The organism is Saprospiraceae bacterium (genome assembly GCA_026129545.1).
GTDB lineage: Bacteria > Bacteroidota > Bacteroidia > Chitinophagales > Saprospiraceae > M3007.
The window spans coordinates 63722-77278 of the sequence record JAHCHX010000002.1; the positions used below are offsets into that span (position 1 = coordinate 63722).

The following is a 13557-nucleotide window of genomic DNA, read 5'->3' on the forward strand; positions in this document are numbered from 1 at the left end:
TTTTGAAAAATTGAGAGGGTCTCGCCACTATTGTGCAGCGAGACCCTCATTTTTCCCAAACCAATTATTTTACGACAAATCAATTCAAAAATACCGCTCTCGAATAATTTTCACATGATGTGTCTCGTGACCCAGAATCAAAAAACCGACCGCGCGTACCGATGCCTCCGAACGCCCCGCCGTGCCACGCCGCATCCACATTTCCTCGTCAAAACTCCTAAATAGCATCAAGGATGACTCTCGCACGGCACTATATTCCCGCAAAATATCTTCCCAATCGCGAGCATTGGCTTTGCTGACTTCCGCATATTTATTTTGGTCAAACCCCTGCAACACGGTCTTGTCGCCACGCGCAAAACGCATGGCGCGGTACGACAAAACGCGTTCCGTGTCAATGACGTGCTGCCATATTTCCTTGATGGTCCATTTTTCGGGCAGGTAGCGATAAAGAAGTTTTTCCGCATTCAAGCCGCGCAAAAAAAGAATTGTCTGTTGGAAAGAATCTTCCAATCCGGTGAGCAAATCGTCGTAGGGCACTCGCTCGATTTCTTCGGCGTACCACTCGGGGTATTCGTCGCGTAGAGGTCTCGAAATGGAGGGCGTGCTTTCAGGCATGACCAAATACTTGTACGAGTTAGGGACTACTGAAACTCCTTGGTGAATCAGGGCATAGACCCCGTCAGTGCCGCATCCGTAATTTTTCCAGCATCTCTGCCGTGAGGCTATCGGAGTACGCCCCATAGGCGTCCACCAACACGCCTTTGAGCCCGTTCTTTCCTGCGACGGCATATACCACGTTGCTGTCGCCGGGGTCGTTAGCGCCCTCGAAGCGATAAAATTCCGTGATTTCAAAATCGTCGGGATGCAGTTCGAGTTGTGCCGCTGCGCATTCGATGCAGTGAGGGCGCAAGTCAAAATCGGCGGTGTAACCCCTGCGTTTGAGGTCGTCGAGGGCTTCGGTGAGGGTAGCGTAGCTTTTCATAACAATGAGCGTTTGAGTTTCGCTTATACCAAGCGTCGGTGCCAACTTTTCCCGTACGGGACGAGCCATTTTTCTTCCAACTCCCGTTTCGACTGCGCCAGCGTGTTCACCATCAAAGTGTCCTGAGAAATATGAGCACTTCTGACGTGTGCCGCCAACTCGTCGCGGTTGGCAAATTTCAAGTCGTGATTTTCCACCCACGCAAATCGCATTCTTTCAAAAAAATCAACGCCGAGTTCTTGGCCCAGCCTTTCGAGAAAATGCACGGATTTGTCAATGGAGCAGCCGCTAGCACCTGCTTGCGTCTCATCCACCATCAGTATGACGAATTGATTCTGAAACACTTCGGCTTGCGCTTGCAAGGCTTGATTGTGCGCCGTCCACTGCCGGGCAAACACATCCAAAGCCTGCTGCGCCTCGAGTGCCTCCTCGTCCGTCAGGGGGCGGTGGGCGGTATAGACCCAAACACGCGACTCGGGCGCGAAAGAGGTTTGGTGCGCGAGGGAAGGCGTGAGCGATATGGAAGTCGTCGTAGTCATTTTGTGTTGTGTGCGATGGCAAGGTGCCTATTGCCGACAAGAGTCGTTGACGCGCTTGAAAGAGCGCGTCAAGCCAACCGTGTCAGTACCATCTCTGAAAGGTCGTAAACGGGGATTTGTTCATTTTTTTCTTTTGCTTTTAGCCCGTCTTGGAGCATGGTGAGGCAAAAGGGGCAATTGGCAGCGACAGCGGTGGGGTCGGTTTCGAGTGCCTCTTCCACCCGCTCTATGTTGATGCGTTTGTCGCCGGGTTCGTCCTCTTTCCACATTTGTGCGCCACCCGCGCCGCAGCAAAGGCCGTTTTTGCGCGAGCGTTTCATTTCCACCAAATCCACGTCGAGGGCTTCGAGCAGGGCACGCGGGGCTTCGTACACGTCGTTTGCCCTTCCCAAATAGCAAGAATCGTGGTAGGTGATGCGCCGACCTTTGAAGTCGCCGCCTTCTTTGAGTTTCAATTTTCCGTTGGAAATCAATTCGTTGAGCAACTGCGTGTGGTGCACGACTTCGTAGTGGCCGCCCAGCGCGGGGTACTCATTTTTCAAAACATTGAAACAATGCGGGCAGGCGGTCACGATTTTTTTCACGCCGTACATGTTCAGCGTCTCGATGTTCATGGCCGCCGTCATCTGGAACAAAAACTCGTTGCCGGCGCGGCGGGCGGGGTCGCCGGTGCAGCGTTCCTCGTTGCCGAGAATGGCGAATTCTACCCCTGCGTGGTTGAGTATTTCGCAGAGGGCGCGGGTCACTTTTTGGGCGCGGGCATCGAAGGAGCCTGCACAGCCGACCCAGAAGAGGATTTCGGGGCTGCGGCCTTCGGCGGCCATTTCGGCCATTGTGTATGCTATCATAAGATTGGTTATCAAATTTTTAGGTCAAAGCCCGAAAGTCTATTTGGCTTTTTGCCAGTTCTTTTTCAAGATAGGCTTAGCGACGCTGGTCTCACCATTCGACGACTCGCCTGAAAAGTGGCAAAATTTTTCTGCGTAGTTCGGGTCGCCAAATTTGCTCCAAGATTTGTAAGCGTCATAACTCAAAGGCTTTTCAACATTGAAAGTAATTTGATAGTCAACGCAAAGTGGTTTTGAACGAACAACCCAATCTTTTCTAATCTTTCTGCTCAAAACTATTTTGCTCCGGCTATAAGACACCCCGGTTGTGTTTAAAAGTTTCGCCATTGCTCAAGGTTTTTAAGTTTGAAAATTTGGACCGATGGTGGGCTAAAAGCAAACATCGTACTTTCTCCGAGTTACTTCCTCCACGCCTCCCTATCCTCACTCATCGCCCACGCTGCGCCGTTGTTTTCGATGGCGTTGAACATCGGCAGCCACTCGGCGGGGCCTGCCGATTGGGTCAGGATTTCGTGCCGCCGCATTTTCAGGATGATGTCCAACGGGTTGATGAGCACCGGGCAGGCTTCCACGCAGGCGTTGCAAGTCGTGCAGGCGTGGATTTCTTCTGGCGTGATGCGGTCGAAGAGGGATTTCCCGTCGTTGTAATTTCCAATTTCCAATTTCTCCGTTTCCAATTTCTTCCCAATTTCCTCCGCCCGGTCGCGCACGTCCATCATCACTTTGCGGGGCGAGAGTTTTTTTCCGGTGATGTTGGCAGGGCAAGCAGCGGTGCAGCGCCCGCATTCGGTGCAGGAGTAGGCTTGCAAAATGTTTTGCCAGCTGAGCGTAAACACGTCGTTGGCCCCAAATTCAGGGAGTTCAGCGGGAGTGTTGCCATCGGGCTGCTCCAGCCCCATCATGATGCGCACCTCTTTTTGGATTTCCGGCATATTTTCCATTTCGCCTTTGGGCGTGAGTTTGGCGTACCAAGTGTTGGGGAAAGCCAAGAGGATGTGCAGGTGTTTTGAATAAGGCAAATAACACAAGAAGCCGAACACAGTCAGGATGTGCAGCCACCAGCCAAAACGCTCCACAAAAATGACCCCTGAATTGCTTAAATGCCCAAACAAAGCTGGGCCAAGCCAACTGCTCACGGCAAAAGCGCCCGTGGGCTGGTAGTGTTCCAGCCCGCGCGTTTGCAGCACTTTGTCGCCGCCGTTCATGCAAAAGATGCCGACGATGAGAACGATTTCGCCCAAAAGAATCAGGTTCGCGTCGCGCGAAGGCCAGCCTTTCATTTCGGGCTTCCAGAAACGCGGCACCCGCAGCAGATTTCTTCTCGCCAAAAAAATGACGGTGGCGACGAACGCCAACACCGACAAGATTTCTATCAAACTGATGACGAAGGTGTAAAACACACCCAGCAGGGGCGCAAAAAATCGGTGTGTGCCCAAAACACCGTCCACGATTATTTCAATCAGCTCCACCTGTGTGACGACGAAAGCCACATAGATAAATAGGTGCATGACGGCGGGCAGCCAGTTTTTGAACATCTTTTGCTGGCCAAACGCCACGAGCAGCACATTGCGCCAACGTTGCCCTGCGTGGCCGCCGATTTTTTCGGGTTTGCCGAGTTGGATGTTGCGCCACACCCGGCGGTAGCCTTGCCAAGCAAACCACCCAGTGATGCCGAGCACAAGGAGAAAAAGGATTGATTGAAACATAAATTTTCGATTTCGGGCGAAAAATACGGTGAGAGGATAAGACTTTTGCAAGGGAAAAAAATATACAATTAGAAACCCCGTCCGAACAGATACTCGGAGCTCGGATGTTCTTCATCCGAGTGAGCAGAAACCAGCAACCTTTTTAGAAATGCAAATTCTCACCGCTCGTCAAATCCGCCAGAAAATTCGCCGCATCGCCATCGAAATCCTAGAGCGCAACTTCGGCGAACCCGAAATCATACTCGCCGGGCTGAACAACAACGGCGTGGGGTTTGCGCAATTCCTCGTGGATGAGCTGCTGCCGCTCGCGCCCGGCAACGTGAAAATATCGCTCACGCGCATCCGGCTCAACCCTGCCAACCCGGTGGAATACGACCCGGTCATCGAAATGCCCGCCGATGCCTTGCGCGGCAAGCCCGTCATCATCGTGGATGATGTGGCGAACACTGGCCGCACGATTTTTTATGCCGTGCAGCCCTTGTTGAGCGTGATTCCGAAGAAAGTGGAAGTGGCCGTGCTGGTGGACCGCAAGCACAAATCTTTCCCCATCAAGGCTGATTATGTGGGACTTTCCTTGGCCACCACCCTGCTCGACGATATTGACGTTCGAATTCGGGACGTGGAGGAAATGGCGGTATATTTGAACTGATTTCCTTGCTTGGCCAATGGCACAAAAAAAGCCTTGTCGGTCATTTCCCGACAAGGCCAAAGTTGCATCTTTTCGAGGCGCGGCTCAATCAACCAATTTTTGTTTTTTCAGCAATTCGCCATATTTCGAGTAGAATTCTCTTGCATCCACTTGAATCACTTTGGCGAGCTCACCAAATTGTACTCGTTCGCTGGGACTGTATCTGCCGGGATAATCGGCGAAGTACAACGCGCCCTCGGGAGTCGTGGCCATGTAGATTTTTGCACGAAGATTAGGGACTTCGTACACGGCAAGGCTGCTGTAATTGATGCCTTGAAGGCTTTGTTGCACCGATTTAAGCCCACGGATGTACTCGTTGTTGTTCAGCCCAGCCACGCTCCAGCCTTTGTCGTTTTGGACAACTTCCACAGCAGAAAGGGTTTGGCCGTTCGCCACAAGCGGCACCACGGTGTATTCTTTCCCACCAGAAATTTGGGCGAAATTGGATAGCGAGTCGCCGCCAATCAGCTTGTCGAAGTTGAGTTGAAAAGTTTCGAGCGGAGTGCCTTGCGTTGCTTTTTCCAAGTCAGCCGGATTGATGTCCGCTTGAAAGACGCCCTTTTGCCGAATCAGCTCCAACAGGTCGCTTTTGCCTTGGTTGACCGCTTCTTCCCGGGTGGGGAAATACTGGGTGGTGGGTGTAGGCTCATTCATTTTTTGATTGCGCTGAGAGCAGGAAACGAGCGAAAAGCCTGCAAATATGAGGGTGAAGATGAGTAGTTTCATGACCATGTATTTTTTTTGAAAAGACTATTTTTTCCGAATGTCGTACCATGTGTTCCAGTGCGTGGCTGTGCCGGCGGGGTCCTGATATTCGTTGTAGGTGATGAGGCGCTCTTGGCCCACACAGGGGTTCCAAGGGTCGTTTAAGACGACATAACTAGTGGAACCGACCGTGACATAACCCTTGATGACGACGACGTGTCCGACCACGCCAGAAGTGCCGTAGGCAAAACCCATGGGTTTTTTGGCACAGAAAATTTGTCGTCGGAGCGCATCCCATGTGAGCGCCGTGGCGCTTTCAGAGAAGGCCACCCCGGCAAAATCAAGCTCCAGCCAGCCGGGCGTGTTGCAATCATTGGTTTTGGGACACGCTTGACCCGCGGTTTGAGGATTGCAACAATTTGTCTTGCTAAAACGATGGTTGGCAAGGTCGCATTGGTTGACGGCGATACCTACATGCTGCGCCAACATTTGTGTGGTAGCTGCCCAGCACCAGTTGTTCGTTTCCTGTGGCCGAAGTGTGTTGGGAACACTGCCAATGATTTCAGGCCTGCAACACCCGTTGAGAACAAAGAGTGCAGAAATGGCGAGGGAAAAGGTCAAAAGTTTGATTTTCATTGGTAAACGATTTGAAATGAAAAAATGATGAGAAATCAAATCCGAAGGAAGGTGGGGTATTAATTGCCCTGTTTAATGACAGGAGAAAGGAAAGCGTGAACTCGAACTTGCAGATTTCCAGTGTGGAACGATTTGCACCTCCGGGTAGCATGAAATTCTATTTTAAAAGCCCTTTTATACAAAAAAAACACTTTATTTTTTTAAATTTAGAATATAATTTTTTTAAAAACCATTTTTAAAAAATAAAAACAAAGTATTTTGATTAAAAATCCGAGTATTTCATGCAGCTCATGGCAAAATGTTCAAGATGTAAATTTATGTCAGAAAAAACAAAATTTTTTTGGGGATAATTCTTTGCCGTCAAAACAAAACGCCTTTCATTTGCCTGTCAGGAAAAAGAAAGGCAAAAAATGGGCAAACAAATCACCATCCGGCGCGGGTACGATATCAAGTTGGAAGGCGCCGCCGAAAAGAAAATAAGTGACGTAGCGGCCTCCGATGTCATCGCCGTCAAACCGCCAGACTTCCCCTCCGTCACGCCAAAACTATTGGTCGAGCCGGGAGATGAGGTGCTGGCGGGACAACCGATATTTTTTGACAAAAACCGTCCCGACCTCCGCTTCTCCTCACCCGTGAGTGGCGAAATCGCGGAAGTGGTGCGCGGCGAAAAACGCCGCATCATGGAGATTCGCATCATCCCCGACAAGGGTGGGATGAGATATGTGGAGTTTCCGAAAGAAAACCCCGCCAACATGCACCGCGACGACATCGTCAAGCGGCTCCTCGAAAGCGGCTGCTGGAACTACATCCGCCAACGCCCCTATTCGCTGATTGCCAACCCTGACGACACGCCCAAATCCATTTTCGTCTCTTGTTTCGACTCCGCACCGCTTGCGCCCGACCTTGACTACATCAAAGACTTTGAGCCGGAAAGCCTGAAAACCGGCCTCGAAGTATTGGCCAAGCTTTCTGCCGACAAAGTGCATCTCGGCCTCAAGCCCGGCCAACAGGAAGGCGATTTCCCCGGTACCCACTGCCTCAATCACCATTTTTTCAAAGGCCCCCACCCTGCTGGCAATGTAGGCATCCAGATTCACCACATTGACCCCATAGAAAAAGGCGACACGGTGTGGTATGTGCATCTGCAAGACTTGCTCATCATCGGGCGCTTGTTCCTTGAAGGACGCTATCGCGCCGAAAGATTGGTGGCACTCACGGGAAGTTGTGCCACTTGGCCGCACTACCTGCGCGTCATGACGGGGCAACGCATGAGCGACCTTGTGGGGGGGCGCCTAAAAACGGAGCACAGCCGCGTCATTCAGGGCAATGTGCTGACCGGAAAGACTTCCTCTGCCGAGGATTTTCTTTCTTTTTACACCAACCAAATCACGGCGATACCGGAAGGCGACCAACCCGAATTTCTGGGCTGGCTGCTGCCGGGCTTCAACAAATTGAGCCTATCACGCACCTATCTGTCGTGGCTTTTCCCCAATCGCACCTACGATCTCGACACCAATCTGCACGGCGAGGAACGCGCGTTCGTGATGAGCGGACAATACGACAGAGTGCTGCCGATGAATATCTACCCCGTTTTCCTGTTGAAGGCTATCTTGGCAAAAGACATCGAGCGCATGGAGGCATTGGGGATTTATGAGATTTCGGAAGAGGACTTTGCCTTGTGCGAGTTTGTGTGCACCTCGAAAATCGAGGTGCAGAAAATAGTGGCGGAGGGGCTGGATTATGTGCGGTTGGAGGGTTGAATGAGTCGGGTAACACCGCAGAACCCCACGAGGGGATTGTTTTGCAACGTTCACCTTTTGCACTCACAGCCATGAATAAGGCATCTAAAACCGTCTATTACTTTGGGTTTTATCTACTCTTGGTAGGCACAACGCTCATTTTCGCCCCTAATATACTGTTGTCCATATTTGGCATGGACACGACAGGTGAAGTGTGGATAATGGTGGTAGGAGTCTTGGTCATCAACATTGGCCTTTACTACATCCTCACCTCCCCCACCAACAACGAAACATTCAACAGAACCACTGTTTACACCCGTGCATTGGTGGTCGCATGGTTCGCGTTGTTCGTCATGTTGGGATGGGCAAAACCGGCGCTGCTGTTTTTCGGCGGAGTTGATTTATCGGGAGCAGCATGGACGTGGATTTCTCTGAAAAAACAATGATTATTTGGCAACAAGTCTAACACCAAAGTCAGTATAACTCGTGAAATTACTCAGACGCTTAGTTGATTCAGTAAAACCGCATTTCTCCAAAGGCGGGAAGTTTGAAAAGCTCCATCCTGCTTTCGATGCCTTTGAGACGTTTTTGTTTGTGCCAGCCGAAACGACCAAGCATGGTGTGCACGTGCGCGATGCGATGGATATGAAACGCACCATGTTCACCGTCATCATCGCGCTCATACCGACCTTGTTGTTTGGGATGTGGAACGTGGGTTACCAGCACTATCTCGCTTATGGCATGGAGGTGTCGCACATTGACAATTTCATGTTTGGCCTGTGGAAAGTGATGCCTATCGTCATTGTCTCCTATGCGGTGGGGTTGGGAGTAGAATTTGCCTTTGCCGTGCTCAAAGGCCACCAGGTGAGCGAGGGCTATTTGGTCACGGGTCTACTTATCCCACTCACGATGCCTGTCACGGTACCGCTTTGGATGGTGGCACTGGCTGCGATTTTTTGCACGCTGATCGGCAAGGAGATTTTCGGCGGCACGGGCATGAACTTCATGAACCCCGCCCTGCTAGCCCGCGCCTTTTTGTTCTTTGCTTTTCCGGCCTATATGTCTGGCGACATCTGGACGGATTTGTCGCCGGAGGCCGGACACGCCCTCGTGGATGCCTACTCCGGCGCAACCAACCTCGTGACTTTTGATGCCGATTACACCCAGATGCAGTCCGTGTCCGATATGTTCTGGGGATTTGAGCAGGGCAGCATCGGCGAGACGAGCGTGGCCGCTTGCCTCATCGGTGCATTTATTCTAATCGTCACAGGCGTGGGCAGTTGGAAAATCATCGTGTCCATGTTTGCGGGCGCTTTGCTCATGGGGCTGGCGCTCAACGGCTTGGCTCCTGCCGACGTGCCGACCCATGCGATGCACACGCCTGCCCACTATCACTGGTTGATAGGTGGTTTCGCGTTTGGCGCGGTCTATATGGCGACCGACCCAGTGAGCGCCGCGCACACGGAAACGGGGAAATGGATTTACGGGCTGCTCATCGGCGCATTCACGGTAATATTGAGGGTGTTCAACCCCGCCTACCCCGAAGGCGTGATGTTGGCCATTCTGTTGATGAACGTATTTGCACCGTTGATTGACCACATCGTGGTGGAAAGGCATATCAAGCGAAGGATGCGGCGGATGAAAACGATTTAGAGAGAGCATAGAAAGGTTTTAGACAGTTTTAGGAAACTCATCACTCATCACTCATCACTAACTCTTGTGCACACCAACCGATATACCTTCATCTACGCAGCCATCATTTCGGTCGTCGCTGCCGTCTTGCTGGCCTTCGCCTCGCAGGGCTTGAAGCCCTTGCAGGATGCCAACATCGCATTGGACAAAAAAACGAGCATCCTCCGCGCCGTGCGGGTGGATGCCACAGAGCGCACCGCCATCGAAAAAATCTACAACGAGCGCGTCAAGGAGCTGGTCGTCAACAGCAAAGGCGAGGAACTCAACGGGGTGAATGCGCAGGCCATCGTGCTGAAAAACGAACTGGCGAAACCCGTCGAACAACGCCAACTGCCGCTATACATTTACTCAGGCGACGACGGCAAAAAACGCTACATCGTGCCGATGCATGGTGTGGGGCTGTGGGGGCCGATATGGGGCTACATCAGCATCGAAGAGGATTTCAACACGGTGTACGGCGCGTTTTTCGACCACAAATCGGAAACGCCGGGCTTGGGCGCGGAGATTTCGGAACGGCCTTTTCAGGAGCAGTTTCAGGGCAAAAAAATCATGGGCAACGACAACAATTTCGTGTCTGTCCGTGTCGTGAAAAAAACAGCACCCACCGATGTCGCCCCTCAGCACCGTGTGGACGGCATCTCTGGCGGCACAATTACTTCCAATGGGACGGACAAGATGCTGCATGAGTGTGTGGAGGGGTATTTGGGGTATTTTGGGAAGAGGAAAGGCTAGCGTTTGAAAGCAATTTTTCTGTTGCAACCGTTCGGCATCCCGTAGCCAACAAACAACAGAGACCAATACCGAACCCGAAGAACCTGCTACTTAATTTTAATCATCTAGTGTGAAAGCACGGTGCGACAAGGAAAAATGGACAAAACACGATTTATAGAAAACTTGGAAGCCGAGATAGAAAAAACGCTATCAAAAATAGAGACTTACAAGGAAATGGCAGGGCCGATAGCGCCCGATAACGCTATAGGAAGGGTATCTCGGATGGACGCTATCGTGAGCAAGTCAATCGTGGACGACGCCCTGCGGGAGGCACAAAACAAATTGAGCCAATTGATGGCGATGAAAATAAAAATTCACGAGCACGGTTTCGGACTGTGCACCAAATGCAAAAAACCGATACCGGAAAAACGATTGTTGCTGATGCCGCAGAGTATGTATTGTGTGGATTGCTCGAAGTGAAAATCCCATTCCAACCATCTCATCAACTTTTATCAACCTTCATCAACATAAAAATATGAGCGTCGAAACCGCAACCGCACCGCCCAAAACCGAAGTGAAGCGCGAGCCGCTGTTCTCCAAGAAGAACCGCAAGGTGCTGCGCGACCCATTGGACGACAACAACCCCATCACCGTGCAGGTGCTCGGTATATGCTCTGCCCTTGCAGTGACCGTGCAGGTGAAGCCAGCCCTCATCATGTCGTTGGGGGTCATATTCGTCTGCGCATTCTCCAACCTCATCATCGCCGTCATCCGCGACAGCATTCCCAATCGCGTGCGCATCATCGTGCAGCTCATCGTGGTGGCTACTTTGGTGACGCTTGTGGACCAAGTGCTCAAAGCCTTCATGTTCGATGTGAGCAAAAAACTATCGGTGTTTGTCGGCCTCATCATCACCAACTGCATCATCATGGGGCGGCTTGAGGCCTTCGCAATGGCTCAGCGCCCTTGGCCCTCCTTCCTCGACGGAATAGGCAACGGCGTGGGCTACGGCATCATCCTCGTGGTGGTGGCGATTTTCCGCGAGTTGTTGGGGGCCGGCACACTCATGGGCTACAAAATCGTTCCGCAATGGGCCTACGATATGGGCTACGTCAACAATGGCCTCATGGTACTGCCACCCGCGGCGCTGTTCGTCATTGGGATTTATATCTGGTGGCAACGGGGACGGAATCGGAAACTGATAAATGCTTCTTGACTCCTTTTGTCATGGTATAGGATGACAAAAAAAGATGGTAACCAACAACTAAAACATGGAAAATCTGCTCAACATACTCATCAAATCCATTTTCGTCGAGAACGTGGTGTTCGCGTTTTTCCTCGGGATGTGCTCTTTTTTGGCCGTGTCGAAAAAAGTAAAAACGGCATTTGGCCTCGGCCTCGCCGTCATTTTCGTGATGGTGCTGACCACGCCACTCAACTACCTGATTTTGACCTATATGCTCAAAGACGGCGCGTTGGCATGGATACATCCTTCACTGGCAACGGTGGATTTGACCTTTCTGTCGTTCATCCTCTTCATCTCCACCATTGCGGGCGCGGTGCAATTGGTGGAAATGGTGGTGGAAAAATTCACGCCGGCCCTCTACAACGCGCTCGGCATTTTCCTCCCGCTCATCACGGTGAACTGTTCCATCCTCGGCACTTCGCTCTTCATGCAGGAGCGCGAGTACAATTTTGCTGAAACAGCCGTGTTCTCCGTGGGGGCGGGCATCGGATTTTTCATTGCCATCGTATTGTTGGCAGCCATCCGAGAGCGGCTGCGCTATTCCAACATCCCCGAACCATTGCAAGGCTTGGGCATGGCCATGATAGTCACGGGACTGATGGGCATGGCGTTTCTGAGTTTCTCCGGTATTCAACTTTGAAACAGGTTAATAAAGGTTGATGAAGGTTTAAATCGTTGATAAAAAAATCAACCCTCATCAACTCTTATCAACCCTCATTTACCTTCATCAACTTAATAATAGAAATGCTCCCGATAATTTCCAGCAGCATCGTCGTTTTCATTCTGGTCATCTTCCTGCTGACCTTCCTCATCCTCACGGCCAAAGACCGATTGCTGCCACAGAAGGATGTGGCCATCGTCATCAACGGCAATGCAGACAGGCCGCTCATCGTGAAGCCGGGCAGTACCCTGCTCACCACCCTGTCGTCGCACAACCTGTTCTTGGCCTCTGCTTGCGGCGGCGGCGGCACTTGCGCCATGTGCAAATGCCAAGTGTACAGCGGCGGCGGCGAAGTGCTAGCGACCGAGACCAACCACCTCAATCGCCGCGAAGTAGCGGAAAAATTGCGCCTCGCCTGTCAGGTAAAAGTGAAGGAAGACATGGAAATCCGTGTGCCCGATGCCGTTTTTGGCGTGAAAAAATGGGAGTGCGAGGTCGTTTCAAACGAAAACGTATCGACCTACATAAAAGAGTTTGTGGTGAAATTGCCGCCCGGCGAAAACCTCAAATTCCGCTCAGGCGACTACATTCAGGTGGATGTGCCGGAGATGACCATCAACTATAAAACAGACCTCTATAACATACCCGACAAATTCAAGGACGACTACGACAACTACAAAATCTGGGACTTGAAAACGACGGTGCCGGAGCCGATTTTCCGCGCCTACTCGATGGCCAACCACCCAGCGGAAGGCAACATCATCAAACTCAACATCCGCATCGCCACACCGCCCTGGGACCGCGAGAAAAAAGGCTGGAAAGACGTGCCGCCCGGCTACTGCTCCTCCTACGTTTTTTCGCGCAAGCCTGGCGACAAAGTGACCATCAGCGGCCCGTATGGGGAATTCCATATCAAAGACACCGACAAAGAGATGGTGTATATCGGCGGCGGCGCTGGCATGGCACCTTTGCGCTCACACATTTTTCACCTGTTTCACACAGCGAAAACCAAGCGTAAAGTTTCCTTCTGGTATGGTGCGCGCAGCCGGCGCGAGATTTTTTACGAAGACGAATTCCGCGCCATCGAAAAGGATTTCCCAAACTTCCAATTCCACATCGCGCTCTCCGAACCGCTGCCCGACGACAACTGGACGGGCTACACGGGCTTTATCCACAGCGTGGTGCTAAAAGAGTATTTGGACAAACACCCCGAACCCGAAGAGGTCGAATACTACCTCTGCGGCCCGCCGATGATGAACGAAGCCGTGAAAAAAATGCTCGACAACCTCGGCGTGCCCAAAACAAATATCGCCCTCGATGATTTTGGGATTTGATAAAATGATGCACACTCTGTGTTTTTTGTCATTCTGTCGGAATCCGTCCGCTCTACGTTTTCCCCTCGTA

The 13557-nt window shown here is 51.6% G+C and carries 17 protein-coding genes; 9 read left to right on the forward strand and 8 right to left on the reverse strand.

The window, feature by feature from the left end; all coding sequences use genetic code 11:
- Window positions 1-84: 84 nt before the first annotated feature.
- The 6 genes from KIS77_14600 to KIS77_14625 all read right to left on the reverse strand — a co-directional run bounded on the left by KIS77_14600 (window position 85) and on the right by KIS77_14625 (window position 4075).
- Window positions 85-615: a DinB family protein gene (locus KIS77_14600; GenBank protein ID MCW5923571.1), complete on the reverse strand. Its 531-nt coding sequence runs from the start codon at window positions 613-615 to the stop codon at window positions 85-87.
- Window positions 616-679: 64 nt separating this feature from the next.
- A complete protein-coding gene (locus tag KIS77_14605; protein ID MCW5923572.1) occupies window positions 680-982 on the reverse strand; it encodes a phosphoribosylpyrophosphate synthetase in 303 nt (100 codons plus the stop codon).
- Between the two features lie 23 nt (window positions 983-1005).
- Entirely contained in the window at window positions 1006-1521 is a 516-nt protein-coding gene (locus tag KIS77_14610; GenBank protein ID MCW5923573.1) for a hypothetical protein, read from the reverse strand.
- A gap of 68 nt (window positions 1522-1589) precedes the next feature.
- Complete coding sequence (locus tag KIS77_14615; GenBank protein ID MCW5923574.1) at window positions 1590-2369, reverse strand: (Fe-S)-binding protein; 780 nt, start codon at window positions 2367-2369, stop codon at window positions 1590-1592.
- A gap of 39 nt (window positions 2370-2408) precedes the next feature.
- Window positions 2409-2696, reverse strand: coding sequence for a hypothetical protein (locus tag KIS77_14620; GenBank protein MCW5923575.1), 288 nt, complete (start codon window positions 2694-2696; stop codon window positions 2409-2411).
- Between the two features lie 71 nt (window positions 2697-2767).
- Entirely contained in the window at window positions 2768-4075 is a 1308-nt protein-coding gene (locus KIS77_14625) for a (Fe-S)-binding protein (protein ID MCW5923576.1), read from the reverse strand.
- 148 nt (window positions 4076-4223) lie between these two features.
- Between KIS77_14625 and KIS77_14630 the strand changes: the two genes are divergently transcribed.
- Window positions 4224-4724, forward strand: coding sequence for a phosphoribosyltransferase (locus tag KIS77_14630; GenBank protein MCW5923577.1), 501 nt, complete (start codon window positions 4224-4226; stop codon window positions 4722-4724).
- 84 nt (window positions 4725-4808) lie between these two features.
- Here KIS77_14630 and KIS77_14635 read toward each other — a convergent pair whose 3' ends face one another.
- The gene (locus tag KIS77_14635; GenBank protein ID MCW5923578.1) at window positions 4809-5489 is read right to left on the reverse strand and encodes a hypothetical protein; all 681 of its coding nucleotides are present in this window, start codon (window positions 5487-5489) and stop codon (window positions 4809-4811) included.
- Between the two features lie 24 nt (window positions 5490-5513).
- The gene (locus KIS77_14640; GenBank protein ID MCW5923579.1) at window positions 5514-6104 is read right to left on the reverse strand and encodes a hypothetical protein; all 591 of its coding nucleotides are present in this window, start codon (window positions 6102-6104) and stop codon (window positions 5514-5516) included.
- A gap of 410 nt (window positions 6105-6514) precedes the next feature.
- Here KIS77_14640 and KIS77_14645 point away from each other — a divergent pair, with 410 nt between their 5' ends.
- From KIS77_14645 to nqrF, 8 genes are all read left to right on the forward strand, one after another.
- Window positions 6515-7864 (forward strand): Na(+)-translocating NADH-quinone reductase subunit A, encoded by a 1350-nt coding sequence (locus KIS77_14645; GenBank protein ID MCW5923580.1) that lies wholly within the window; start codon window positions 6515-6517, stop codon window positions 7862-7864.
- A gap of 71 nt (window positions 7865-7935) precedes the next feature.
- Window positions 7936-8289: a hypothetical protein gene (locus tag KIS77_14650; GenBank protein ID MCW5923581.1), complete on the forward strand. Its 354-nt coding sequence runs from the start codon at window positions 7936-7938 to the stop codon at window positions 8287-8289.
- Window positions 8290-8329: 40 nt separating this feature from the next.
- Window positions 8330-9496: an NADH:ubiquinone reductase (Na(+)-transporting) subunit B gene (locus KIS77_14655; GenBank protein ID MCW5923582.1), complete on the forward strand. Its 1167-nt coding sequence runs from the start codon at window positions 8330-8332 to the stop codon at window positions 9494-9496.
- Window positions 9497-9562: 66 nt separating this feature from the next.
- Entirely contained in the window at window positions 9563-10267 is a 705-nt protein-coding gene (gene nqrC, locus KIS77_14660) for an NADH:ubiquinone reductase (Na(+)-transporting) subunit C (GenBank protein ID MCW5923583.1), read from the forward strand.
- Window positions 10268-10402: 135 nt separating this feature from the next.
- Entirely contained in the window at window positions 10403-10726 is a 324-nt protein-coding gene (locus KIS77_14665; GenBank protein MCW5923584.1) for a TraR/DksA C4-type zinc finger protein, read from the forward strand.
- 55 nt (window positions 10727-10781) lie between these two features.
- The gene (locus KIS77_14670; GenBank protein ID MCW5923585.1) at window positions 10782-11462 is read left to right on the forward strand and encodes an NADH:ubiquinone reductase (Na(+)-transporting) subunit D; all 681 of its coding nucleotides are present in this window, start codon (window positions 10782-10784) and stop codon (window positions 11460-11462) included.
- A 55-nt stretch (window positions 11463-11517) separates the two neighbouring features.
- Window positions 11518-12132: an NADH:ubiquinone reductase (Na(+)-transporting) subunit E gene (nqrE, locus tag KIS77_14675; GenBank protein MCW5923586.1), complete on the forward strand. Its 615-nt coding sequence runs from the start codon at window positions 11518-11520 to the stop codon at window positions 12130-12132.
- Between the two features lie 104 nt (window positions 12133-12236).
- A complete protein-coding gene (gene nqrF / locus KIS77_14680) occupies window positions 12237-13487 on the forward strand; it encodes an NADH:ubiquinone reductase (Na(+)-transporting) subunit F (GenBank protein MCW5923587.1) in 1251 nt (416 codons plus the stop codon).
- Window positions 13488-13557 lie beyond the last annotated feature (70 nt).

Excerpts from the sequence above, each read along its gene's own strand:
- KIS77_14610 (MCW5923573.1), bottom strand. The coding sequence starts at position 1,521 with ATGACTACGACGACTTCCATATCGCTCACGCCTTCCCTCGCGCACCAA.
- KIS77_14615 (MCW5923574.1), bottom strand. The coding sequence starts at position 2,369 with ATGATAGCATACACAATGGCCGAAATGGCCGCCGAAGGCCGCAGCCCC.
- KIS77_14670 (MCW5923585.1), top strand. The coding sequence starts at position 10,782 with ATGAGCGTCGAAACCGCAACCGCACCGCCCAAAACCGAAGTGAAGCGC.
- KIS77_14620 (MCW5923575.1), bottom strand. The coding sequence starts at position 2,696 with ATGGCGAAACTTTTAAACACAACCGGGGTGTCTTATAGCCGGAGCAAA.
- KIS77_14640 (MCW5923579.1), bottom strand. The coding sequence starts at position 6,104 with ATGAAAATCAAACTTTTGACCTTTTCCCTCGCCATTTCTGCACTCTTT.
- KIS77_14605 (MCW5923572.1), bottom strand. The coding sequence starts at position 982 with ATGAAAAGCTACGCTACCCTCACCGAAGCCCTCGACGACCTCAAACGC.
- KIS77_14600 (MCW5923571.1), bottom strand. The coding sequence starts at position 615 with ATGCCTGAAAGCACGCCCTCCATTTCGAGACCTCTACGCGACGAATAC.
- nqrF (MCW5923587.1), top strand. The coding sequence starts at position 12,237 with ATGCTCCCGATAATTTCCAGCAGCATCGTCGTTTTCATTCTGGTCATC.
- KIS77_14635 (MCW5923578.1), bottom strand. The coding sequence starts at position 5,489 with ATGAAACTACTCATCTTCACCCTCATATTTGCAGGCTTTTCGCTCGTT.
- KIS77_14630 (MCW5923577.1), top strand. The coding sequence starts at position 4,224 with ATGCAAATTCTCACCGCTCGTCAAATCCGCCAGAAAATTCGCCGCATC.
- KIS77_14665 (MCW5923584.1), top strand. The coding sequence starts at position 10,403 with ATGGACAAAACACGATTTATAGAAAACTTGGAAGCCGAGATAGAAAAA.
- nqrE (MCW5923586.1), top strand. The coding sequence starts at position 11,518 with ATGGAAAATCTGCTCAACATACTCATCAAATCCATTTTCGTCGAGAAC.
- KIS77_14650 (MCW5923581.1), top strand. The coding sequence starts at position 7,936 with ATGAATAAGGCATCTAAAACCGTCTATTACTTTGGGTTTTATCTACTC.
- KIS77_14625 (MCW5923576.1), bottom strand. The coding sequence starts at position 4,075 with ATGTTTCAATCAATCCTTTTTCTCCTTGTGCTCGGCATCACTGGGTGG.
- KIS77_14645 (MCW5923580.1), top strand. The coding sequence starts at position 6,515 with ATGGGCAAACAAATCACCATCCGGCGCGGGTACGATATCAAGTTGGAA.